Below are 21,699 nucleotides of genomic sequence, written 5' to 3'. Positions count from 1 at the left end.
CGCAGGCGCAGGTCGCAACAAGACGGCGCCGATCCCGGGGAGGGGCATATGGGCAAGGTCATCATCACCTGTGCGGTCACGGGCGGCATTCATACGCCGACCATGTCAGAGTACCTGCCGATCACGCCGGGCGAAATCGCCCAGCAGGCGATCGAGGCGGCGGAAGCCGGCGCCGCCATCCTGCATCTGCACGCACGCGATCCCAGGGATGGGCGGCCGACGCCCAATCCGGCCGTGTTCATGGAGTTCCTGCCGCGGATCAAGCAGGCGACCGATGCGGTGATCAACATCACCACGGGCGGCGGTCTCAACATGACAGTCGAGGAGCGCCTTGCCGCGCCGCTTCAGGCCGCGCCCGAGATGTGCTCGCTCAACATGGGCTCGATGAACTTCGCGCTGCATCCGCTCGCCAAGCGCTACAGCAACTGGAAGCATGGCTGGGAAGAGCCCTATCTCTCCGGCACCAAGGATTTCATCTTCCGCAACACATTCGCCGATATCGAGCGGATCTATAAGCTGCTCGGCGAGGGGCACGGCACCAAGTTCGAGCACGAATGCTATGATGTGGGCCATCTCTACAACCTCGCCCATTGCCTCGATCAGGGCTGGTTCAAGCCTCCCGTCTTCCTGCAGCTGATCTTCGGGATTCTCGGCGGCATCGGTGCCGACATGGACAATCTGATGTTCATGAAGCGCACGGCCGACAAGCTCTTCGGCAAGGACTATCAGTGGTCCGTCCTGGCCGCCGGCCGGCACCAGATGCCGTTCTGCACGCAGGCCGCGATGATGGGCGGCAATGTCCGGGTCGGCCTCGAGGACAGTCTGTTCATCGGCCGCGGGCAGCTCGCCCGCAGCAATGCCGAACAGGTCGCCAAGATCCGGCGCATCGTCGAGGAACTCGGAATGGAGATCGCGACGCCGGCCGAAGCACGCGCCACGCTCGGGTTGAAGGGCGGCGACCAGGTGAACTTCTGAGGCGCGCCATGGCCGGAAAACCCAATCCGATCGACGGTTTCACGGTCGATCCCGCGGCGATCGTCCATGTCGGCGAGGGCCTGCAGCGCCCTGAATGCATCCTGGCCGAGTCCGACGGCACACTCTGGTCGGCCGATGCGCGCGGCGGGGTCGTGCGCATCGCCCCGGACGGACGCCAGCAACTGATCGTGCAGCAGGCGAGCCGCGGCTTTGCCGAGGCCGGAAACGACGAGGACCGCTTCGTCGCCGGCACCTTGCCGAACGGGCTCGCCTTCGCCCGCAATGGCGACATCCTGATCTCGAATTTCGGGACAGACCGGCTCGAGATCATGACCCGGGACGGCGAGACGCGCGTCCTCATCGACAACATCGATGGCGAGCCGATCGGCAAGGTCAATTTCGTGCTGCGCGACAGCCGGGACCGGATCTGGCTGACGATCTCGACCCGGACGAAGAACTGGATGAAGGCGATGAGCCCCGCCATCCGGGACGGTTACGTCGCGCTCTATGATGGCGGGCGCCTGCGCGTCGTCGCCGACGGCTTCCATTTCACCAACGAGATCAGGCTCGGTGCCGCCGAGGAGTGGCTCTACGTCGTCGAGACCTGCGGCCGCCGCGTGACGCGGCTGCGCGTCGGCCGGGATGGCAGCCTCTCGCAGCGCGAGACATTCGGCCCCAGCGATCATGGCGCCTTCATCGACGGCATCGCCTTCGACGCCCATGGCAATCTCTGGGGCACCCATGTCATGACCGACCGCATCTTCGCGATCACGCCCGACGGCGATCTGCGCATCCTGCTCGACGATGACCGCGGCAGCGAGGCGGGCAGGGCGCTCATGGCCGCGTTCGCCCGCGACGAGGCGTCGCCCGAGCTGATGCTCGCCTGTGGCGGCAGCGTCGCCCCCTGGTTCGCCAGCATCACCTTCGGCGGCCCTGATCTGCGCACGGCCTATATCGGCAGCCTCCGGGGCACGCGCATCCCGGCCTTCCGGTCGCCTGTTGCCGGATTGCCGATGGCTCATTGGAACGGAAACGATCGACCCGCCTGACGGTCGACGGAATGGGAGGATTGGGAATGCGGATCAAGTTCGTAGCAGCGACGGTCGCGCTGGCGCTCGGCTGGCCGGGGCTCGCGGCCCGGGCGGAGGTCTCCGACGGGGTCGTCAAGATCGGCGTCCTGACCGACATGTCCGGCGTCTATTCCGACATCACCGGCAAGGGCTCGGTGCTGGCGACACGGATGGCGATCGATGATTGCCTGGCGGCTGAATGCGCCGGCATGACGATCGAGACGGTCTCTGCCGACCATCAGAACAAGGCCGATGTCGCCTCGGTGATCGCGCGCGAATGGATCGATCAGCAGAAGGTCGACGTCCTCGCCGACATGTCCAACGCCTCGCTTCAGCTCGCCTTGCCGCCGCTGTTGAAGGAGAAGAACCGGGTCGGCCTGTTTCCGGGCGGCACGGCGCGGCTGACGGGCGATGCCTGCCAGCCCGATCACATCGTGCAATGGATGTGGGACACCTATGTCCAGGTCTCCGGGGTCGCGAACGCGCTGACGAAGCCGGGTTCGAAATGGTATCTGGTGACCGCGAATTATGCGCTGGGACACCAGCTCGAAGCCGATACCAAGACCTTGGTGACGGCCAAGGGCGGCAGCTATCTCGGCTCGGTCCGGCATGCCTTTCCCGCGACCGAGCTGTCGTCGCAGCTCCTGACCGCGCAAGGCTCGGGCGCCGATATCATCGCGCTCGCCAATGCCGGCGGCGATACGATCGCCGGGATCAAGACGGCTCGGGACTTTGGCGTCGGCCAGGGCGCCCAGAAGCTGGTCGCCTTCTTCATGACCGTGATGGATGTGAAGAGCGTCGGCCTCCAGGGCGCGCAGGGCACCGTGCTGACGGAAGGCTTCTACTGGAACCTGGATGATCGGACGCGCGCCTTCTCCGAGCGCTTCAAGGCGAAGAACGGCACCGTTCCCTCGGCCATCCATGCCGGCATCTATTCGGCGGTCCGGCACTATCTCAAGGCGGTCGCAGCCGCAAAATCGGACGACGCCAGGACGGTCATCGCCAAGATGCGCGAGATCCCGATCGAGGACGATGTCGTGCGCAACGCGAAGCTGCGCGAGGACGGACGCATGGTCCATGACTTCTACGTCTTCCAGGTCAAGAAGCCGGAGGAGTCGAAGGGCGACTGGGACTTCTACAACCTCATTGCGACCATCCCCGGAGACCAGGCTTTCCGCTCGCTCGCCGACGGCGCCTGCCCAGCCCTCAAGAAATAGACGCGCGGCGCAAGGTCGGGGCCGAGGGCATCATTGCCCTGGTCTCCGGCCTGCAGCCGACGGCGCCACCGCGCGCGCCGCCGGTTTCGTGGACACCTGGACGGCGTGTTTCGTGAAGCAGGAGGCTGCCTCTGCGGTGACGGAGGTACGGCCGAGAATTCAAGATCCTGGCGGTGCACGAGGAGGTGGTCGCCGATTGGCTGCAGGTTGAACTAAACCTTAGGCTCGGATCGACGTGCTCACGCTGGCTCTGCCTCGCTCGCTGCAGACTCCGCTGAATCGAGCGTATCTTTACGGCCCCACCTTCGACCATTTTCTCGTGGCGGGGCTGAGGGAACTTCGCCAGTCCGCACGTATGCCGTTAGATCGTCCTCGACAGCGTTAGTGCCAATAAATCGATCTATAGCGATTTTCCCTAGATTTTTATTGAGGACTATAGATTTTGATTTTGCAAATTTAATGAGGAATTCCCCCCATTTTTGATTAATCGTATTAAGTATATCTGTTGGTGATGGCTCGTTCTTGGCTAAATTAAGTCCAATATACAATTTTAGAATCATATTCCGATGGCTCTTGGAGCTATGAGTGTTTCTCGGTGGGTCCAGCATCTTAAAAATATGAAAGGCGCTGACCGATTTAGCTAAATTTTCCTCGTTTGTTAAGATATCGTGATTTAGTTTGTGGTCCATGAATACTCGTTTTTTGCGTGCAGTTCTTAGGTCTCCGAGGGCGCACAGAAATAATCTGAAATACAAATTCCGCTCAATAACATCTGATTCTGAAATATAGCCAGCTTTAATGCCATCGCTAAATTCTCCTCTCTTTCTTTCAAAGAAAATTCCGTGATTCTTGTAAAGAATGCGTTGCATCTCTACGTATACTGATTCGTTCGAGAAGCGATCAGCGTTAATAACGGGCGTTTGTCTATTTGAAGCAGCCGATATTTCTTCGATAAGTTTCAGCCTCTGTTCGCTGCTATCCTTATTGCTATCTTTTGGAGTGAGCGTGATTATCTTAGTTAGAACTTCCTTTCCTGCAAATTTTCCCGCGGCAGACGGCTTGTCCTCCGCATAAATTCGACTGAGAGTGTATGCGGTTTGGCCGCCATTTATGATTTGAGGATTGAGCAGCATGAGCTGGGCTTTGTTTTTCTGACCGATTCGCTCATTAATATTGGTTTCGTCGGAAAGTATCGTAATGCCATTGTTCATGAGTGCAAATTCATTGCTGTCCGGTCTCAGTAACGTCTCTCTAATCGAAGAGTGGACGCTCTGGCCGATCAGATCCAGGTAACTTCTTGGATTATACTCCAAAACGGCGTTTCTATATTTATCCATTATCTGGGCGATTTCCAGGGTGGGAACAAAGAGTACGGTTATTTCGCATTCATAGGCCGGGGTCTCGACAGAATAGCTAGTTTTCGCGCCCGCACTCTTATTGCTCAGATCGATATTTATCATAACGTCTTGTGCTTTGAAATAATTCCCTGATACGACAGGAAAAACTAATTCATTATACGATCTATTAAAATCAAAAGTATCTGCTCTAAATCCGCCAGTTAATTTCAATAGATTTTCATTAGAAATGGAGCAATTGGCTAGTATTATGATTTTATAATTCCATCTAGCGATGTCAGATATTTCAGAAATAGCTCTGATCAAACCTTGAATCTTGCCATTATAGTTGTTACCATCGGAATCATTAGTGATTCCGCCGGTTATTCTCTCGATGTCCATCGAAAGAATCTCTTCAAGATCGATATTTTTGTTCTTGAAATTGAAATTCGTGCTCCGCAATTTGGATTGAATCAGATAAATTTGTCGATTTGAACGATCAATGAAGTATCCATCTACGCCTCCATCATGCGATCCGTCGGTTACAAGCGGCTCACGTTCTGAAAAATCTACGATACCAAACATAACTTTAAGAAACAGGTGCACAAAAGCCCTGCTGCGTGCATTTTGTATTAATTCGGAATTGCTGTTATTCTCGTACGAGTATTTTTTCTCCCATTTTGTTCCAACAGATTCGCCGCGTATTGCGTCTAGGATCTTTATCAAGATATCGTACTTAACCGAATTCCCATCCAACACGCTTTCCTCCACTGAATCATGTTTGGCATCATGATGCTTTGTTTATCCATTGGGGGGTAGCGCGGCGCGCTCCCATTGGCCTCCACAAATTGTCGCGTTGACTAATCTGTCTGTCGGTTGGAAGATTCGTACAAAAGCCCCCTGGCGGGCCGTTGTGCTGTTTCCGTTGTCGCATGTGGAGGTCCGCAACGAGGCGGGAGCGGAAGTCACCCCTCCGATCAGGAATGTCAGCTTCCACGCAAAGCTCCAATGTCTACCATTGGCTGACGGCTGACGGGGGGCTCGTCCGGCGTGTTCAACGGCTGGGCAGGGCCGGCACGGGGGAGCAAATCCGAATGGCCAAAGCCCAGTTCGCCGTCATCTTCGGCGAGCGCTTCACAAGGGCAATGGTGGCCTGACGTTCAACCCGCCGCCCTCACACAGAAATCCTGACACTTCCTCATCAGACTGCGCCGGCGTCTCACATCGTCCCCAGGAAGGCCGCGCCTGCCAGCAGCGCCCCGGTCAGGATATTCGCCAGGAACAGACCGAAATTCACGTCCGGGCGGGCAAGGTCTATCCGCCAGGTCTGCCAGGCCAGGTGCGCGGCGATCACCAGCATTCCGATGGCATAGAGCGGCGACATGCCGAGCAGCCAGCCACCAAGCGACCATGCTGCAAGCGTCAGCGCATAGAACAGCCCAACCCAGGCCTTGCCGTGCCGGCCGAACAGGATCGCCGTCGATTTCAGGCCGAGGCGGCTATCGTCCTTCACGTCGACATAGGCATAGACGGTATCGTAGCCGATCTGCCAGGCGATGGCCCCGGCCCACATCAGCACCGCGCCGGGCGGGATATGCCCTGCGACCTCGGCCCATGCCATGAGCATCCCCCAATTGAAGGCCGCGCCCAGAACGGCCTGCGGCCAATGGGTGAAGCGCTTGCAAAGCGGGTAGATGAACACGAGCGGGAGAACGCATACCGCGACAAGGGCTGTGTCTGGGGCGAGGACAAGCAGCAGCGCAGCCGCCAGCGCGAGCTGCACGCCCAGAAAGACGAAGGCTTGTCGCGTGCCGATCTGCCCGCTTGCCAACGGCCTGAAGCGGGTTCGCTCGACATGGCCGTCAAAGTTCCGATCGGCGATATCGTTGACCGTGGAGCCGGCGCTTCGCATCAGCAACGCACCGAGAGAGAAGATGGCCAGGAGCCCAAGGTCGGGAACGCCATGGGAGGCCTGGATCAGGGCGGCCCAGCAGGGGAACAGCGTGAGCCATATGCCCACGGGGCGATCAAGCCGCGCCAGCCGCGTATAGGGTCGCCATGCGAGCGGCAATCGGCGGTCGACCCAATCGCCCTGATGGATGTCGCTGAGGTCCGGGCGGCTTGCCGTCGTCATGGCCTGATCTGAGTTCCTGTCGCGAAACATCTGCTGAAGGCGACAGTTTTGTCCGCGATTCTCGCACCATCGCAGAATGGAATTTGTGCGCCAAGGATCGAAGCCGGCAACGGGGCGATCGTGTTGGAGACGTCGCTGTTGCTGCAGTCTGACACCGTCCGGTTTTGGGCAACCCGACGAGCATTCCGACAGCGGGGCCAAACCGAGTGCGCAGTGCGAGCGCCGAGTGATCGCCAGCGTCAGACATCCTCTGAACTGTCCGCTCTCGACCATGGTGCCGCGGCGCGGGCTGCGGGCGTGTGCCCAGGTCGCACTTGCGTCGGTATCCAGGGCAGAACGGGAGAGAGCCGATGAGGCTCGGCTCGGAACGGCTCAAACGACAGGCCGGTCGCGATGTGATGTCGCGAAACAGCCGGAGGTCGGGCAGTTGCGATACGATCGACATCGGCGCTGCAGCAGCCAGCTCAAGGCAGCTCATCGAAGAAGAGGTAGATCGCGGCGATCTTGCCGTCCCGAACGATGGCGAAATCGGTTCCTGCATAGGCGGGCGGCTTGCCGGGGCTGCCCGACAGCCATCGGACCCGGCCGCCATCGCCAATAACCTCAGGCTGGGCGAGCGGCTGATAGCGGAAGTCGGGGTGAGTAGCCTTGATCGCGCCCGCGATCCGGTCGATCTCGTCGTGGCCGCGGTGAATCCCGCTATTGGGATCGTAGAACACGGCGTCTTCGTGGAAGATCTCGTCGATCGCGACGCGTCGGCGCGCCGGGTCAATCTCGCCGAACACGTCGTGGAGATTGCGAAGCAGCAAGGTCGATACGGTCTGGGACATGGTTTTTCTCCGGTCGGTGTCGCCTGCGGCCCCGGGACGTTCCCGGCCCGCAACGGCTCTGCGGCGGAAAGGCTGGTCGCGCGGCGTGTTCGAAGCGGGCTATCGGCGGACGGACCTGCCGGCCGCAGCCGCCGAAGCTGGACGGGAACGCCGCGGCGAATGAGTCAGGCGGCGATTGCGGAATCGGCCTGCAATTCGCCGGTCCTGCGCCAATTGTCGAGGCTGAGTGCACCGGCGCCGAAGGCCGCGATCTGCAGAAGCCCACCCGCCATCATCACGTTCTTGAGAAAGTGGATCATCTGGTTCTGGTCGGCGAAATTGGCGTGAAACGACAGCGCCGTTGCCAGCGAGAACAGGGCGAGGGCGCCGGCCACGGAGCGGGCGCGGTAGCCGGCGATGAGAAGCAAGCCGCCGCCGAGCTCGGCTGCGACAGCTATGGCGAAAGCCAGTGGGGGAAAGGGCAGGCCGGCAGCGCCGATCATTCCGGACGTCGCGCCATAAGCCCCGAGCTTGCTCAGGCCGCTCATCGCGAAGGGAAGGCCGATCATCAGCCGGCCAAGAAAGGGAAGATAACGGGTCGCGAACATCGAAAGCCTCCTTTGACGTGAATCTCCGCATCGCGTTGCGGACTGGGCGTATGATGTTGTGCCGGAGACACTTTCGAAATAGAAATGATAGAAATCCATCATTGCAGGATTGTCGGTGTCGAAGCTGCCGGATTTCGAGGGCCTGGCCATGTTCGCGAAGGTGGCCGAGGAGCACTCTTTCGCTGCGGCCGCACGGACCCTGGGCGTGTCGGTGGCTACCGTCTCGCGCGCCGTCGCGCGCCTGGAGGAGCGCCTTGGAGGGCGCCTGTTCAACAGGACGTCCCGGCGGCTTGCGCTGACGGACTATGGCCACAGACTCGCCGAGCGCGCCTCGAGGATCCTTTCTGATGCAGAGGAGGCCGAGGATGTCGCGCGCGAGACCTCCAGCCGACCCCGCGGCCTCGTGAAGCTTGCGGCCCCGCTCTCCTTCGGCACGCGCTGGATCGCCCCCATGCTGCCGGAGTTCTTCCGGCGCTATCCTGAGATTGCCGTCGATCTGCATCTGACCGACGCGCAGGCCGACCTGATCGGCGAGGGATTCGACGCCGCGCTGCGCATCGCCGTCCTGGAGGATTCCTCGCTCGTTGCGCGGCTGATCGCCCCTGTCCGGCGGTTCGTGGTCGCAGCGCCGGCCTATATCGCGGAATACGGCCGGCCGCAGCACCCGCACGATCTCGCGACCCATCGCTGTCTGAGCTATGCCAACCGATCCAGGCCTGACGTCTGGCGCTTCGCGCATCAGGAAACCGGCAAGGAAGCGTCGATCACGCCGACAGGGCCGCTGCGGGGAACGAGCGCCGAGGCCTTGTTGCCGACGGTGCTCGCGGGGCTGGCGATCACTGAGCTCCCCGAGTTCATCGCGACCCAGTATTTTCCCGATCGCCAACTGGAACCGATCCTGACCGATTGGCGGCTGCCGGAGGGCGGGCTTTACTTCGTGACGCCGACGGCGCGTGCACGCCCCGCGAAGGTCTCCGCCTTGGCTGATTTCCTCATCGGCGAGCTGACGGATGCACGGTGGAGCGCGGAAGCGGTGATGGGCTGGAAACCGCCGTCCCGACTGTTGAGGCAACCATAGGCAATACCCGGGATGCTTGGTGTGAAGACACGGCCCGCGCCATCGCAGTCGCTCGAACCGCAGAAGGCGCAGGGGACGGAGGGCGGCCACGGGCGCGCGGTCCATGGGGCACCGCATTCTCGGTGCGGCTGGAACGGAGGTCCTGCGCTATCAGTGGCCCGACGCGATTGGGGTGAAGGAGCGTCCCGCAGAGACGGCCAGGAGCGCAAGCGCATCGTCGCAGACGAGGTGGACCGGAAACGAGGCCTGTTCGACCAGGCGCCGCAATGTGCTGTCGATACCGGCGCTCTCATGCTGATCCAGCAATCTTTCGATCCGGGAGCGCGCCTCGGCCGACGGTTCGTGGACGCCCGATTCCCATCGTGACAGCAGCCCTGCGAGACACCGAGATCAGCCGCCAATGTCTGCTGCTTGATCTGCCTGAGGACGCGGAAGCGGCGGAGTCTGCGGCCCAGGGGGATGATCTCGTTTGATGGATCGAGAGGCATGGATCTCTCTCGGCAGTTGAGCGCCTGATGCTGGAAGCCGCGCGGATCACGCGCAGGTCCGAGAGGGTAGCGCCCTGTCGCGCTGTTCGGCAATTGCCGCCACGCGCTCCAAGAGGCCGCGAGGCGGGATCCGTTGGGTTTGCCTCATGCAGCACGATCCGTCGTGCTCGCGCTCCGGCCGTTGCGGAGAGGCGCGTATCGGAAGGCCCGATACGCGCGCGGGCTTCTCAGTTGATCGACTTGATGCTGCCGAAGATATCGTCGAGCGCCTTGGCATGGGTCGCGCGTTCTTGGTCATTGCCCCAGACGGTGATCATGATCATCCGGCCGCTGCCGGCCGGCATCAGGATGAAATCGACTGTCGTCGGGCCGTTCGCGTCAGTGGTGCGAAACTGGAAGACGGTCGAGGAAATCCCGTTGATCGGGACTTCGGCCTGGATCGGCTTCACCTGCTTGATCTCGTTTTCCTTCATCCAGGCTTCGTTCGTGGCCATCATCTTGTCGATCTCGCGGGCATGCGCGAACTCGACCGAGAAGAAGATAGCCTCGTCCTCCGGGCGCGCGGAATAGCCGAACTCGATCTCCTGCGTCTTCCAGTTGTTCGGGACGGTCAGCGTGATGGCCGGGTTCTTGTCGGGAACAGCGAAATTCTTGGCGCTGGCAGGCACGACACACAGAAGCGCGGCGGCGAAAGCCGCAAGGAAGAGACGGGCGATGGGCATGGGAGAGTTCTCAAGAGCCAGGTGACACATGTGACCTGCAGCCCGCCGCTTCCTCTGCGCCGCCCATGGCGCTGACGCAATGCCGATTGACCGGCCGTGTCGCGCAAACCTTAACCGGCCCGGCATTCCCCTGGGGATCGCGGGCCGCGGAGCGTATCACCGCCCCTCACCCTCAGGGTGGCGTCCTCGGCTCCGTCCCTTGCACGGTCGTGAGAGGGGCGCATCTCCGCCCGCATCAGCGGGAACCGCTACGGACGGTTCCTCAGTCGGCGATCGAACGAATGACCCGCGCCGGATTGCCTCCGACAAGGGTATTCGGCGGAACGTCCCTGGTGACGACCGAGGCCGCCGCGACGACTGAATTCTCTCCGATTGTCACGCCACCGATGATGGTCGCGCCGGCCGCGATCCAGACATTTCTCCCGATCGCGACGGGCTTTGCGACGACGCCGGCGCGCCGCTGGGACGGTTCGATGGGGTGACCGGTCGTGATGATGCTCACATTCGGCCCGATCAGCACGTCGTCGGCAATATCGAGCCCGCCGAGATCGTAGAAGGTACAGTTCTGATTGACGAAGACATTGCGCCCGACGCTGATATTGACCCCGTTTTCCGTGTGGAATGGCGGTATCAAAACGAAACTGTCATCGACCTTCTTGCCGATGAGATCGCTGAACAGGGCCCGGACTTGATCGGCATCGTCATAGGTCAAGCGGTTGAGGGTGGCGGTGATCGCCATCGCTCGTTTGATACTTGCCGACATCGCCGCCGATTCCGGCGTTCTCCTGGGAATGAACCTGGTGCGATCATCATTCGCCATTCCGTATTGTCCTCCGGGCGCGGTCGAGCGAGTGCCCGGTGCGTGACAACGCCGCCGGGATTCGCTGAGGGTAGCTGCAAATGGCTGGGATAAGCGTCCAAACGTCCAGGCAGGTCCACATCCAGGCAGGCCTTCAGCTTTGGTTTTGCAAGGCCGTCCGCAGCAAGTCGTAGGTGGGCGCCAGGTCACGAAGGGCCGACGCCGCAACAGCGTCCTTGCCGATAACCAGCGGATATTGCATCGCGCCGATCAGGCGCGCCTGCCTGTCGGCAATCTGCCCGGCTTCGGCATAGCCAGCGCGCGCCAGGCACGTCGCAGCATCGGCGGCGCGGCGGGCGCCGACCCTGACCGCGAAATGGATCATATGGCCGCGCAGCTCCTCGTCGCATCGCGCCTCGATCCTTGCCGCCAGGGCTTCGGCAGCTTCGCCATTGCCGAGGCTTCCGGTGGGCATACCGAGATCGCCTTCCATCGACAGCCAGCGGATCGCCGAGGGGACGGACGCACGGATCGTCTCCACCTCGCTCACCTCTGCGACGCGCCTGAACGCGGTGCGCATGGTGTAGGGCGCACCATAGATCAGCGTGCTGGCGCTCCAAGCGGCCATGAAATCGGCGATCGGCAGGCTGGCATAGGGATAGCCCTGCGGATCATGCATCAGCACACGCTCATCATCCGCTTCGAGAACGACGACGTAATGGTCGGCTTCGATCGGTCCACGCATGCCCGGCTGGTGCCGCAGGTGCCCCATCTCGACCGGACCGACCCAGACCGGTCCGCCAGCAAGCGCCGCCTTGAGGCGGGCGAGGGCTTCCTCGGCTTCGCCGCCTTGCGTGACCGTCGATGTCCAGCCAAGGGCCGAAAGCGCGTCCTCAAAACCCTTTTCCGGGTCCCAGCCATAGGGATCGAAGAATGGCAGCGTGCCGCCGACCAGTTGCATGCCGAACGGGCTGCCGGTGGCGAATTCGATCACCGCGGTGGAGGGCGCATCGGCCCCAAACATCATCGCGAAGGAATTGGCGTAGCAATAGGGGCCGGAGCCCGTATAGGCGAAATGCGTCATGACGGGTTCCCTTACTGGGTGATCGGATAGGCGACGTCGAAGCGCGCGCCGCCGGTTCCGGGATAGGTCTCGCAGGGGCTGTCGCTGCAGCTCAGATCGCTTCGCGCGTCGAGCCAGGCCTCGATGGCGTCGTAGACGCGCAGGACGAGCGGGAAATCCTCATAAGCCCTGGGCACTGGCAGATAGACCTCGCGCCGCCCCGGCTGCAGCCATAGGCGTAGGTCCCCGGCAGGTTCCAGGCTGCCGTCATAGGCGATGGCGACCTCGACCAGGCCTTCGCTGTCGCGGCTGACGAGGCTGTGGCAATGCACGCTCATCGGCCCGTCGCCCGGCAATCCCGAGCCACGCAGATGGGCGCGGATATCGGCCTCGGCGCTGGCGATGAAGGCGTCGAGGGCCTCGACGCCAACATGGCGCTGGCGGGACACCACCTTGCTGGCCTTGATCTCGCGCAGCCGGACCGCCGTGGCCAAGGCGGGTTCTCCACCATCGACGTGCCGGGCAAGCGCTCGCACGCCCTCGGCCTGTTCCGCCAGCAGCTCGTTCTGCGCGGCGAGCCATGTCTGCAGCTCGATGACGCGCGCCTCGGGCCCAAGCGCGACCAGCTGCCCGACGCGCGCCACCGGCAGGCCGAGCCGTCGCAGTCTCGCGATCAGCCGCGCCCGCGGCGCCTGCTCGGGTGCGTAGTAACGGTACCCGGTCTGCGGATCGACATAGGCCGGCACGAGCAGGCCCAGTTCGGCATAGAGCCGCAACGCCTTCGGCGACAGTCGCGTGGCGGCGCCGAAACGCCCGGCAAGAAGATAGGAATCGCTCATGCGTCTATGTCTAGGGTCAGCCCTTGGGGCGAGGTCAAGCGCTCGATAGAGCCTTCGCCATGGCCACGTTTTGATCGTCCCGGGTGAGGAGCCTGGCGCCCCCCTCGCGCGCAGCTGGGCGACGGCCCGGCTCTGCAGTCTCCGGGCTGGCGACGTCAGAGCCTTCATGGCACGATCCGGGCCTTGCCATTCAGTCGGGGAGCGCCTGATGACCAACGACAGGGCCGGGCACCTCGTTGCTGACGACGCTCCGACACATCCTGAGGAAATCAGATCCGAGTTCGACCTGCGTGTTGGCAAGCACATCACCCTGCAGGGACGGGCGCGGATCATCCCGGCTGGTCTGATCTGCTCCGGGCTCGCGGTCGCCATGGTGACGTTTGCTCTGGGCTACCTTGCGCGGTCGATTCCGGCCCGGCGGCGGTGAGCCTTCTGGCCGATGATCCAGCAATTTGCCCCGACCGTTCGCAGACTATGTGTCGGGTTGCCGGGATCGAGCCATGACTGCCAACAGCGTTCACCGCCACGAGACCGCCCGCAACCCTGCGAAACGCGCTACGCATTCGTCGCAAGCCTCAACCCTTGGAAACGATGTTCTTCGATTCATCGCGCTGGTCTATTGTGCGCGCCGTGGCCAAAGGGCGGATGACGACTATGCGAATTTTCCTGATCGCGTTCCTCTGCATGGCGACATCAACGGCAGGCCTGGCGGCGGACACCTTGGCACGGGCTCGCGAGACCGGCACATTGCGGCTTGGCTTCCGGGCCGATGCGCCCCCGTATTCCTATCGTACGACCAGCGGCGAACCGTCGGGATATATCGTCGATCTCTGCCGCGAGGTCGCCGCGGGCGTGAAGAAGGCGCAGGGTCTCCCTTCACTCAAGATCGACTATGTCGAGGTCTCGTCCACGGCTCGCCTGGACGCGCTGCGGGATGGCAAGATCGATATTCTCTGCGATCCGACCTCGATGACCATGTCGCGTCGCGCCATCGTCGATTTTTCGCTCCCGACCTTCATCGATGGCGCCGGCGTTCTGCACCGGACCAATGATCTCTCCCGCCTTGAGGATCTGCGCGGCAAGAAGATCGGCGTGCTGCGCGGCACGACGACCGAGGACGTCCTGAAGGCGACGTTGACGCAACTCGGGATCGAGGCCGAGATCGTTCCGATGCAGGCTCATCCCGACGGTGTCCGCAGCCTGTCGGCAGGAAAGATCGACGCTTATTTCGCTGATCGCGGGATCCTCAGCTATCACTTGCTGAACAGCGAGAACCGCTCCGGCATGAAGCTCTCCGATCAGTATTTCACGTTCGAGACCTATGCATTGGCTCTGCCGCGCGGCGATGAAAAGCTGCGCCTGCTTGTCGATGCCACGCTGGCAGAACTCTATCGCACCGATCGTGTGAAGCAGATCTATGCCCGCAGCTTCGGAAGCTTCCCGCCGGATCAATTTATCCGTGCTCTCTTCGTCATCAATGGCGTGCCGAAATAGCGGCCTAAAGCCCCCCAAGGACGGGGGCTGTTGCCAACGGCACCGGTTCCATGCCGACGCGCGCGGGACAGCCTGGATGTCGCCGCAGGGCCGCTCCGCGATCGACACGCGCCAGCCACGGTCGAAGCAGGGGAGGTCGTGATTCTCTCCGGGCGGGGGCCGAGCATAGCTGCACGCGGTGCCGGCTTGGCAAAGGCGCCCTCGGTTCGGAAAGGTCCCAGGTGAGGGGCGGCCTCACAGAAGAAAGTGAAAGCCGAAGCCGAGAATGATGAACCCCGTGGCGATGATTTGTGCCGTGAAGAGCGGGCGCAGACGCCATTGCTGTTCTGCCTGAAACTCTGCCTTCTCCGCCCGGGAGATGCGATCGCGCGCCTTGATCTGTTCGGCCAGCACGCTGGGATGGCCGCCATTCCCGCCATCGCGTTCGAGATCCATCCGCACGGTAATGAACGCAATGATCAGCCCGAGAATTCCAAGCCCGAAGAAGCCGACAAGACGCAATGCACCATAGGTCACGCCGATCAGGAGAGCGGCGAGAAACGGGAATGCGAGATAATCCCATTTGGTGAAGCGCATCGCGGCAGAATGGTCGATGCTGCCGGTGGCGTCCAGCGGGGGCTCGCATGGGGCGTTCTGCCCCTTCAAACCCAGGATCGGGGATGATCGCCCCGGGGGGCTTCCGGACACGCGTCGGCGACGTACTGAACCTTCGTGTGGCGGCTCGACTTCCGTTTGACATGCAGGCATTTACCTGCATATCTTGTCCTCGCAACTGAGTGAGGACGATGGACGCTGACGACGTGTTCAAAGCGCTGGGTGACCCGACGCGTAGAAAGCTGCTGGACCTTCTTTGCGAGAAGAACGGGCAGACGCTCGGCCAGCTCTGCGAGAACCTGGACATGGCCCGGCAATCCGCCACGCAGCATCTCGGAATCCTGGAGAAGGCCAATCTGGTGAGCACGGTCAGGCGTGGCCGGGAGAAGCTGCACTTCATCAATCCGGTCCCGCTCCACGAGGTCTACGAGCGGTGGGTGCGCAAGTTCGAACGTCACAGGCTCAGCCTGCTCCATGATCTGAAGAAAGAACTCGAAGGAGACGAACAATGACCAGGGAAACAACCAGCTTTGTCTATGTGACCTATATTCTCTCGACCCCGGAGAAGGTCTTCGAAGCGATCACGAAGCCGGAGATCGCGCGGCGTTACTGGGGCCATGAGAACGTCTCCGACTGGCAACCCGGATCGGACTGGCAGCACATCCGCGCCAATGACGCGCGGACTGTCGAACTGGTCGGCAAAGTCGTCGAGATCTCGCCGCCGTCACGCCTCGTCATCACCTGGGCCAATGCCTCGCAGGCCGCCGATCCGGCGAGCCACAGCCGGGTTACCTTCGAGATCGAGGAGTACAACGAGATGGTCCGGCTGACCGTCAGCCATGATGAGCTCGAAGCCGGAAGCGGCATGGCGAAGGGCGTCAAGCAAGGGTGGCCGGCCGTCCTCTCCAGCCTGAAATCCTTCCTCGAAACCGGCCACGGGCTGGACATCTTCGCCAGGCCGAAAGCCGCCTGATCCCTTGGCAAGGCAGACGGCGGAGCCTGCCAGCAGGAGAATGACAATGACCAGGTCTTTGACCGGCGGATGTGCCTGCGGCGCGATTCGCTTCGAGACGACGAGCGAGCCCATCGTCGAGATCCACTGCCAGTGCCGGGATTGCCAGAAGCGAAGCGGCACCGGGCATAGTTCCTATCTGACCTTCTCCCGGCGCGCCGATGTGACGATTGCAGGCGAAGCGAAGACCTGGCGGGTCGCGGGCGACAGCGGGAACGAAAAGATCCACGCTTTCTGTCCGACCTGCGGAACCCCGGTCTACCTGACCTTCCAGGCCATGCCGGAGCTGATCGCGGTCCACGCGGCAAGCCTCGACGACCCCAGCCAGTTCAGCCCTCAGCTGGTGACCTATGGCATCCACGGCCATGCCTGGGACAGGATCGATGCCGCGCTGCAGACATTCGAGCGCATGCCGGCGGGGTGAATCAAGGTCGGCCACCCGCTCATCGGGGCCTATCGCTGGCTCAGCGCGTGCGTCGGCGGCGCGACGTGCCGATCCGGCGAGCATGAAGCCACGTGCGCCGGGACAGCCTGGTCTGGCTGTCCCGGCGCCAGGCTGGTCAGGCGACGAGGAAGCCGGCGTCGACCGGATCGTCGCGGTTGATCGTCCAGCGGGCGGTGCCGAGCAGCCCGGCGGTGCCCTTCACGGTCGGGCGCACCGCGCGCGTGCCGTTCAGGTTCGCCTCGCCGATCAGGCAGCCTTCGAAGGTTCCCGACCCGAGCAGCCCTTCCGAGCGGATCGGCTGCTGCAGCTTGAGCAGGCCGCGCGCCTCGTACATCGCCATCATTGCGCTGGTGCCGGTGCCGCCCGGCGAGCGGTCAAGCTGGCCGGCGGAGAAGACGTGGACGTTCTTGTAGAAGGCGCCCTCGATCGTCGGCTCGTGCCAGAAAGTCACGAAGTTGAAGTTGTTGATGTGGCTGGAGGCCGGGTGCTGGATGGCCACCTTCTGGCGCAACTGCTCGCGGGCGATGATGCCGAGGCGGGAGAGCTCCGAGCCGTTCTCCGGCGAGATCCGCAGCGAGGTGCCGCGCAGGTCGATGATGCCGAAATAGTTGCCGCCCCAGACGATGTCGGCCTTGAGTTGGCCGATGCCCGGCAGGTCGAAGGGCACGTCCTGTGCCGCGACATAGGCCGGCACGTTCTCGAAGCGGGTCCACAGCACGTCCGGCCCGTCATTGGCGACCTCGGCCGTCACCAGGCCGGCGGTGGTCTCGAAGCGGATCGTGGTGCGGCCATTGGCGCCGCGCCGGACGAGCCCGAGCGCGACCATCGCCATGCCGACCGCGATCGTGCCGTGGCCGCACATATGGGAGTATTGCGTGCCGTCGATATAGATCAGGCCGGCATCGTAGTCCGGGCTCGACGGCGGCGTCAGGAAGACGCCGAACATGTCCTTGTGCCCGCGGGGCTCGCGCATCAGCGCGCAGCGCAGCCAGTCGTAGTTCTCCTCGAGGAAGCGGCGCTTCTCCAGGATGTTCGAGCCGGCGGGATAGGGAATCCCGCTATGGATGATGCAGAGGGGCTCGCCCTCGGTATGGGTGTAGACGACGTCGAAGACATTCTGCTGGCGCATGTGCGGGCTCCTTGGGACTAAACGGGGTGGACGGGATCAGCGGCGCTCGGAGAGCACGTCGAGGCCGATGGTGAGGTCGAGCAGCACGATCACGATCGCGGCGACGATGATCGTCAGGCCGGAGACCGCCGCGATCGTCGGGTCGATCGTGTACTGGACGTAGTTGAACAGCTTGACCGGGATCGTGGTCAGCTCGGCCGTGGTGTTGAAGATGCTGAGCTCGACATTGATGAAGGAGGCGATGAAGGCGAAGATCGCGCCGCTGACGAGCCCGCTGCGGATCTGCGGCAGCGTCACCAGGAAGAAGGTCGTCAGCGGCCTGGCCCCGAGATCTGCCGACGCCTCCTCCAGGCTGCGCTGCTCGTCGCTGAGCTGCGGCAGCACGGCGCGCAGGACGAAGGGCATGATGATCACGACATGCCCGACGAGCAGGGCCGTGAAGCTGCGCACGAGGCCGATCGCGCTGCCATATTGCAGCAGCGCCGCGCCGAGCACGACATGCGGCAGGATCAGCGGCGACATCAGGATTTCCGACAGCAGGCGGCGGCCGGGAAAGCGATAGCGGGCGATCGCGATCGCGGCGGGCACCGCCAGCACGACCGCGACGATGGTCGCGGCGACCGCGAGCAGCGTGCTGGTCATGAAGGCCGAGACATAGGACGGGTCGCCCAGCATCTTGCCGTACCAGGCGAGGGTCAGCCCCTGCGGCGGGAAGGCGAGGAAGCTGGTCGTGGTCAGCGAGGCGCCGACGAGCACGACGAGCGGCAGGGCGAGATAGGCGAGCGCCGCAAGGGAGACGATCCTGACGAGGTGGGTGACCATTTCAGGCTCTCCTCGGCTCGCTGAGGCGCCCGGCGAGCGTGACGAGCACCAGCGTCAGCACCAGCATGGTGATGCTGAGCGCACCGCCATAGTTGAAGTCGAAGACCGAGCTGTATTGCTGGAAGATCAGCATGGAGAAGACGGTGATCCGCCCGCCGCTGAGCAGTGCCGGCGTGACATAGGCGCTGACCGCCAGCATGAAGACCATGACCGCGCCGGACATCAGCCCGGGCAGGCTGAGGGGGAAGGTGATCGTCCAGAAGGTGCCGGCCGGCGTCGCGCCGAGATCGGCGGCGGCGTGTTCGAGTGCCGGATCGACCTTGGCGAGCGCGTTGCCGACCGCCAGCACGATGAAGGGCAGGAGGATGTAGACGAGGCCGATCAGGATGCCGAGCTCGGTGCCGAGGAAGCGCATCGGCCGCTCGATCAGGCCAAGCCCGATCAGGCTGTCATTGACGAGGCCGTTGCGGCCGAGCAGCACCATCCAGCCGAAGGAGCGCACGATATTGCTGGTGAACAGCGGCACGATGAGCAGGATCACGCAGAACCGGCGCCAGGGCCGCCAGCGCACCACGCGCACGAGATACCAGGCGAGCGGATAGCCGATGAGGACTGAGACGAGCGTGGTCAGCGCGCCGAGCCGGAACGTCACCCACAGCACGTCCCAGTGATAGCTGTCGGCGAGAATGCGCAGGTAATGCGCGAAGGTCAGGTGACCATCCGGTGTGGTCAGGCTCGCGATCAGGACGACCGCCATCGGCGCCAGGAAGAAGGCGACGAAGAACGCCGCCGGCAGGGCGCAAAGCAGCAGGACCGTGCGCAGCCTCCCGCTCATCACGCATCCCCCGGCACGAGGCTGAGATCGCCGAGGCGGATCGTGGCGAAGACCGGCTGGCCCGGCGCGAGGCCCGAGAGCGCCGATGGCGCGAGCCTGGCCGTCAGGACGGTGCTGCCGGCGACGAGCGTGACGAGGGCATGACTGCCGACATGGGTGATCTCGGAGAGCACGGCCGGCAGGGAGAGGCGATCGGCGGCGGGCTCCGGCGCAATGAGGATGTCCTCGGGCCGCAGCACGCCGGTCAGCACGCCCTGCGGAGCGTCGCAGGCGGGACGGAGCATCGCGCCGTCCAGCAGGGACAGGCTGCCGTCGCCGCGCCGCTCGACCTGGAGCAGGTTGGCGTCGCCGATGAAGTCGGCGGCAAACCGGCTCGCCGGCCGCGCATAGATGTCCTGGCCGCGGCCGATCTGCTCGATGCGGCCGCGGTTCATCAGCACGATCCGGTCGGCCATGCTCATCGCCTCGTCCTGGTCATGCGTCACGAACAGGAAGGCGATGCCGAGCCGGTGCTGGATCTGCTTGAGCTCGCCCTGGACCTTCTTGCGCAGCTTCAGGTCGAGCGCGCTCAGCGGCTCGTCGAGCAGCAGCAGCTGAGGCCGGTTGACGATGGCGCGCGCCAGCGCCACGCGCTGCTGCTGGCCGCCGGAGAGCTGGGCCGGCAGGCGCTCGCCGAAGCCGGCGAGGCCGACGAGTTCGAGCGCCTCGGTGCTGCGCCGGGTCGCCTCGTCCTTGCCCGTGCCCTGGCGGCGCGGACCATAGGCGACATTCTCCAGGACGCTCATATGCGGGAAGAGCGCGTAGTTCTGGAACACCGTGTTGAGCGGGCGGCGATAGGGCGGCAGCCGCGTCACATCCTCGCCGGCGAGCCTGACCGTGCCGGCCTCCGGCGTCAGGAAGCCGGCGATGCAGCGCAGCAGCGTGGTCTTGCCGCAACCCGACGGACCGAGCAGGGCGATGAACTCGCCCTGCTCGACGGAGAGGTCGATCTCCGTCAGGGCCGCGTGCCCGCCGAAATGCTTGGACAGGCCGTCGATGGCAAGGATGGGGGTGCTCATGCTGCAGCTCGCGGTGCTCGTGCCCAATCGTTCACGCGCAGGTCGTTCACTTGCGCGCGATCTCGCGGTTCCAGGCGTCGACGACGCCCGAGCGCAGCGTGTTGATCTCCGTCCAGTCGAAGAGCTGCAGGGTCTTGACCGAGCCGGTCTCGCCCCAGGGAAGCTTGCGCGCGGTCTCGGGCTTGACGACGACGTTCTTCACGGATGGGCCGAGATAGAGCTTCTCGGCGAGGCAACCGGACGCCTCCGGCGTCAGCGCCTGGTTGATGAATTTCGCAGCCGCGTCCTTCTTCGGCGTGCCCTTCACCAGATGGAGCCGGGCATCGGTCGCCCAGGCGCCTTCCTTGGGCACGACGAAGCCGATCGGCAGGCCCTTGTCGGCAAGGTCCCAGGCGCCGACGTTGAAATGCGCGCCGATGATCGCTTCGCCGCTCTGGTAGGCATTGGTCGCAGCACCCGAGGAATCGAAGAACAGGGCGGCCTTCAGCTCCTTGATCTTCTTGAAGGTCGGGGCGAGGTCGCTGGCCGTGCCACCCCAGATCTTCGAGAGGAACATGACGAAGGGCACGCCCGCCGAATTCGCCGGGGAGGGGATGGTGACTGCGTCCTCGAATTCCGGTTTCCAGAGGTCGTTCCACGAGGTCGGGGCGGTCTTGACCTTCTGGGTGTTGTAGGCGAGCCCGAGCGAGTAATAGCCGGTGCCGACCGCATAGGTGGTCGCGCCGCTCTTGTAGACCGCCTCGGGCAGCGTGTTGGCGAGATTGGGGATCGCCGCCGCGTCGAGAGTGTCGGTTACCTCCGCGGCGAACGCCAGCTCGCTGATGCCGCCATCCAGCCAGGCGACGTCGATGGTGGGAGCCGCCTTCTGCTGCTGCAGCTTCGCGAGGGTGACGGTCGAGGTGCCGATCTCCGCCTTCACGGCGATGCCGGTCGCCTTGGTGAAGGGTTCGGCGACGCAGGCGCGGAAGGCGTCGCCCCAGTTGCCGCCATACCAGGCGACCGTGATCGAAGCGGGTTGCTGGGCCAGCGCGGGCGCGGTCAGCAGGGTGGTCGCGAGCATGGCGGTCGCCAGCCGGACGGGTCTGTTCATCGTCGTTCTCCTCTGCCTGAGCGTCTTCGCGCTTCTACGATCATGGTGGGCGCGGCGCACGAAAGGCACTAGAATTCGCCGGCC

Annotated in this window: 24 protein-coding genes; 9 read left to right on the top strand and 15 right to left on the bottom strand. The window is 63.3% G+C overall.

Annotated elements, in window-relative coordinates:
* The first annotated feature begins 48 nt into the window (after positions 1 to 48).
* From kce to AB4099_RS21270, 3 genes are read left to right on the top strand one after another with little or no spacing between them, the layout of a single operon-like run.
* A complete protein-coding gene (gene kce, locus AB4099_RS21280; RefSeq protein ID WP_113511549.1) occupies positions 49 to 975 on the top strand; it encodes a 3,5-dioxohexanoate:acetyl-CoA acetone transferase in 927 nt (308 codons plus the stop codon).
* An 8-nt stretch (positions 976 to 983) separates the two neighbouring features.
* Positions 984 to 2,024, top strand: coding sequence for an SMP-30/gluconolactonase/LRE family protein (locus AB4099_RS21275; protein ID WP_441479526.1), 1,041 nt, complete (start codon positions 984 to 986; stop codon positions 2,022 to 2,024).
* Between the two features lie 26 nt (positions 2,025 to 2,050).
* The gene (locus AB4099_RS21270; protein ID WP_441479525.1) at positions 2,051 to 3,262 is read left to right on the top strand and encodes an ABC transporter substrate-binding protein; all 1,212 of its coding nucleotides are present in this window, start codon (positions 2,051 to 2,053) and stop codon (positions 3,260 to 3,262) included.
* 239 nt (positions 3,263 to 3,501) lie between these two features.
* On the opposite strand, the gene AB4099_RS21265 is transcribed toward AB4099_RS21270, so the two are convergent.
* From AB4099_RS21265 to AB4099_RS21250, 4 genes are all read right to left on the bottom strand, one after another.
* The gene (locus AB4099_RS21265) at positions 3,502 to 5,352 is read right to left on the bottom strand and encodes an AIPR family protein (RefSeq protein ID WP_441479524.1); all 1,851 of its coding nucleotides are present in this window, start codon (positions 5,350 to 5,352) and stop codon (positions 3,502 to 3,504) included.
* 463 nt (positions 5,353 to 5,815) lie between these two features.
* Positions 5,816 to 6,730: a 4-hydroxybenzoate octaprenyltransferase gene (gene ubiA / locus AB4099_RS21260; RefSeq protein ID WP_441479523.1), complete on the bottom strand. Its 915-nt coding sequence runs from the start codon at positions 6,728 to 6,730 to the stop codon at positions 5,816 to 5,818.
* A gap of 464 nt (positions 6,731 to 7,194) precedes the next feature.
* A complete protein-coding gene (locus AB4099_RS21255) occupies positions 7,195 to 7,560 on the bottom strand; it encodes a nuclear transport factor 2 family protein (RefSeq protein WP_441479522.1) in 366 nt (121 codons plus the stop codon).
* A 164-nt stretch (positions 7,561 to 7,724) separates the two neighbouring features.
* On the bottom strand, positions 7,725 to 8,147 hold the full coding sequence (locus AB4099_RS21250) for a DoxX family protein (protein ID WP_441479521.1): 423 nt from the start codon (positions 8,145 to 8,147) through the stop codon (positions 7,725 to 7,727).
* 115 nt (positions 8,148 to 8,262) lie between these two features.
* On the opposite strand from AB4099_RS21250, the gene AB4099_RS21245 reads away from it, so the two are divergent.
* Positions 8,263 to 9,225 (top strand): LysR family transcriptional regulator, encoded by a 963-nt coding sequence (locus AB4099_RS21245; protein ID WP_441479520.1) that lies wholly within the window; start codon positions 8,263 to 8,265, stop codon positions 9,223 to 9,225.
* Positions 9,226 to 9,375: 150 nt separating this feature from the next.
* On the opposite strand, the gene AB4099_RS21240 is transcribed toward AB4099_RS21245, so the two are convergent.
* The 5 genes from AB4099_RS21240 to AB4099_RS21220 form a co-directional block, all read right to left on the bottom strand.
* On the bottom strand, positions 9,376 to 9,531 hold the full coding sequence (locus tag AB4099_RS21240) for a hypothetical protein (RefSeq protein WP_441479519.1): 156 nt from the start codon (positions 9,529 to 9,531) through the stop codon (positions 9,376 to 9,378).
* Between the two features lie 409 nt (positions 9,532 to 9,940).
* Positions 9,941 to 10,435: a hypothetical protein gene (locus AB4099_RS21235; RefSeq protein WP_113511577.1), complete on the bottom strand. Its 495-nt coding sequence runs from the start codon at positions 10,433 to 10,435 to the stop codon at positions 9,941 to 9,943.
* Between the two features lie 262 nt (positions 10,436 to 10,697).
* Entirely contained in the window at positions 10,698 to 11,198 is a 501-nt protein-coding gene (locus tag AB4099_RS21230; RefSeq protein ID WP_441479518.1) for a sugar O-acetyltransferase, read from the bottom strand.
* Between the two features lie 190 nt (positions 11,199 to 11,388).
* Positions 11,389 to 12,318 (bottom strand): hypothetical protein, encoded by a 930-nt coding sequence (locus AB4099_RS21225; protein WP_441479517.1) that lies wholly within the window; start codon positions 12,316 to 12,318, stop codon positions 11,389 to 11,391.
* Positions 12,319 to 12,329: 11 nt separating this feature from the next.
* Positions 12,330 to 13,136 (bottom strand): MerR family transcriptional regulator, encoded by an 807-nt coding sequence (locus AB4099_RS21220; RefSeq protein ID WP_441479516.1) that lies wholly within the window; start codon positions 13,134 to 13,136, stop codon positions 12,330 to 12,332.
* A 208-nt stretch (positions 13,137 to 13,344) separates the two neighbouring features.
* On the opposite strand from AB4099_RS21220, the gene AB4099_RS21215 reads away from it, so the two are divergent.
* Both AB4099_RS21215 and AB4099_RS21210 read left to right on the top strand, forming a co-directional pair.
* Positions 13,345 to 13,563: a hypothetical protein gene (locus tag AB4099_RS21215; protein ID WP_441479515.1), complete on the top strand. Its 219-nt coding sequence runs from the start codon at positions 13,345 to 13,347 to the stop codon at positions 13,561 to 13,563.
* Between the two features lie 227 nt (positions 13,564 to 13,790).
* Complete coding sequence (locus AB4099_RS21210) at positions 13,791 to 14,630, top strand: amino acid ABC transporter substrate-binding protein (protein ID WP_162767955.1); 840 nt, start codon at positions 13,791 to 13,793, stop codon at positions 14,628 to 14,630.
* Positions 14,631 to 14,864: 234 nt separating this feature from the next.
* On the opposite strand, the gene AB4099_RS21205 is transcribed toward AB4099_RS21210, so the two are convergent.
* Positions 14,865 to 15,275, bottom strand: coding sequence for a hypothetical protein (locus tag AB4099_RS21205; protein WP_441479514.1), 411 nt, complete (start codon positions 15,273 to 15,275; stop codon positions 14,865 to 14,867).
* Positions 15,276 to 15,415: 140 nt separating this feature from the next.
* Between AB4099_RS21205 and AB4099_RS21200 the strand changes: the two genes are divergently transcribed.
* From AB4099_RS21200 to AB4099_RS21190, 3 genes are read left to right on the top strand one after another with little or no spacing between them, the layout of a single operon-like run.
* Positions 15,416 to 15,736: an ArsR/SmtB family transcription factor gene (locus tag AB4099_RS21200; RefSeq protein WP_441479513.1), complete on the top strand. Its 321-nt coding sequence runs from the start codon at positions 15,416 to 15,418 to the stop codon at positions 15,734 to 15,736.
* On the top strand, positions 15,733 to 16,197 hold the full coding sequence (locus AB4099_RS21195) for an SRPBCC family protein (protein WP_441479512.1): 465 nt from the start codon (positions 15,733 to 15,735) through the stop codon (positions 16,195 to 16,197). Before AB4099_RS21200 ends, AB4099_RS21195 begins: the two co-directional genes overlap by 4 nt.
* Positions 16,198 to 16,243: 46 nt before the next feature.
* Complete coding sequence (locus tag AB4099_RS21190; protein ID WP_113511614.1) at positions 16,244 to 16,660, top strand: GFA family protein; 417 nt, start codon at positions 16,244 to 16,246, stop codon at positions 16,658 to 16,660.
* Positions 16,661 to 16,796: 136 nt separating this feature from the next.
* Here AB4099_RS21190 and AB4099_RS21185 read toward each other — a convergent pair whose 3' ends face one another.
* The 5 genes from AB4099_RS21185 to AB4099_RS21165 are packed head-to-tail and all read right to left on the bottom strand — an operon-like array spanning position 16,797 to position 21,615.
* Complete coding sequence (locus AB4099_RS21185) at positions 16,797 to 17,810, bottom strand: proline racemase family protein (protein ID WP_113511619.1); 1,014 nt, start codon at positions 17,808 to 17,810, stop codon at positions 16,797 to 16,799.
* A gap of 36 nt (positions 17,811 to 17,846) precedes the next feature.
* Positions 17,847 to 18,632 (bottom strand): ABC transporter permease, encoded by a 786-nt coding sequence (locus AB4099_RS21180; RefSeq protein ID WP_441479511.1) that lies wholly within the window; start codon positions 18,630 to 18,632, stop codon positions 17,847 to 17,849.
* Between the two features lies 1 nt (position 18,633).
* Positions 18,634 to 19,467 (bottom strand): ABC transporter permease, encoded by an 834-nt coding sequence (locus AB4099_RS21175; RefSeq protein WP_113511625.1) that lies wholly within the window; start codon positions 19,465 to 19,467, stop codon positions 18,634 to 18,636.
* Entirely contained in the window at positions 19,467 to 20,525 is a 1,059-nt protein-coding gene (locus AB4099_RS21170; RefSeq protein WP_441479510.1) for an ABC transporter ATP-binding protein, read from the bottom strand. Before AB4099_RS21170 ends, AB4099_RS21175 begins: the two co-directional genes overlap by 1 nt.
* A 46-nt stretch (positions 20,526 to 20,571) precedes the next feature.
* Positions 20,572 to 21,615 carry an ABC transporter substrate-binding protein gene (locus tag AB4099_RS21165; protein ID WP_441479509.1) on the bottom strand — a complete coding sequence of 348 codons (1,044 nt, stop codon included), beginning with the start codon at positions 21,613 to 21,615 and terminating at the stop codon, positions 20,572 to 20,574.
* Positions 21,616 to 21,699: the final 84 nt, after the last annotated feature.

This window comes from Allobosea sp. 2KB_26, from assembly GCF_052115715.1.
In the GTDB taxonomy this organism is placed as follows: Bacteria; Pseudomonadota; Alphaproteobacteria; order Rhizobiales; family Beijerinckiaceae; genus Allobosea.
Note: the sequence above shows the minus strand (reverse complement) of the source record. Positions and strands in the feature narration are given on the sequence as shown.